1 protein-coding gene is annotated in these 1249 nt (G+C 27.8%); it reads right to left on the bottom strand.

Going from position 1 to position 1249, the window contains the following annotated elements; genetic code table 11:
• On the bottom strand, positions 1–1249 hold a 1249-nt coding region (locus CP368_RS09975), incomplete at both ends, for an ATP-binding protein (protein ID WP_098046056.1).

The raw sequence follows: 1249 nt of genomic DNA, 5'->3' as shown, positions 1-1249 counted from the left end.
ATTTTTAACTGTCTCAATATCTTTATAACCTGTTAATCTATGGATTATTAAGGTTCCTATTTGATTTAACAATATTTCTGGAACGTCTTTAGGACTTTGAGTTGTTAAAAATAAGAAAATACCTAGTTTTCTTCCCTCACGAGCCATATTAACTAAGCTTGAATTATCCTGATTTTCATCACTACTGAAAGTATATCTATGTACTTCATCAATAAATAAAACAAACGGTCTATTTTTTATACCATCTTTGTCTACATCCAAAAGATGACCACATATTATATTTATCATCATTTTTCCAAAATCATCAGCAACATCTACTGACTTTGCATTTATATATAGGCTTTTATCGCTAGATATAAACTTTTTATCGATTACATCAAATATATTTTTCCTATTCTTATTTACATCAAAAAAGTCACTAAAACTGGTATTATTCAAAACGTTACGTACCCTTTTTATTAACCATTCATTGCTACTTAGAGAAAAACCATTTTTTACATACGTCTTTTTATACTTATCTATTTGCACAGAACTATTCACTATCTGTTTTGACAATAATGAAACATCAAAATCCACATTATCACTATCAATATCATCTAAGATATTTGCTATTTCTTCTATCGTTTTTCCTTCTGGATCAAAGCATTCGTCTTTTCCAGTATGATTTCTTTGATATTTTAATTCTTTAATTGCTTCAAATAATGTTGCTTCTTGAGTATTATGATTAGGTTTAAATATCATTTTCCACTCATTGTTATGTATACTTCCACTATTAAAAGCAACTTCTTTGCCTAACGTAACTTTGATAAATTTATCTTTATTTTTATCGAAAGAATCTTCATATTCACCAGTAGGATCTATAATCAATATCTTCCCTTTTTCTGAATGAAATCTATCTAAAATCGACAACGACGTGGTAGATTTTCCAGAATTAGTTGCCCCCACAATCATTAAATGATGATCAAATAGATTATCAGCTTGCATACTTAACATACTGCTTGAAGAATTATTAAGTCTGACTTTAGCAAAATTTTTTATTATTTTTCTAGTGTTTCCATTACCCTCTTTGACTAATTCCAAAGATTTTACCAACAACTTGGTAGCTTGTTTAGGTGCTATATATACCTTATCTTCAATATCTACATTTTTTAATCCAGGTAATTTAAAATTCTGCTTATTATATATTCCCAAAATTTTTACATAAATTTGTGGATATATATCATTAACAGCCTCATTAAGTAACGCTGAA

Source organism: Lactobacillus sp. UMNPBX17 (genome assembly GCF_002553735.1).
Classification (GTDB): Bacteria; Bacillota; Bacilli; order Lactobacillales; family Lactobacillaceae; genus Lactobacillus; species Lactobacillus gallinarum.
Note: the sequence above shows the minus strand (reverse complement) of the source record. Positions and strands in the feature narration are given on the sequence as shown.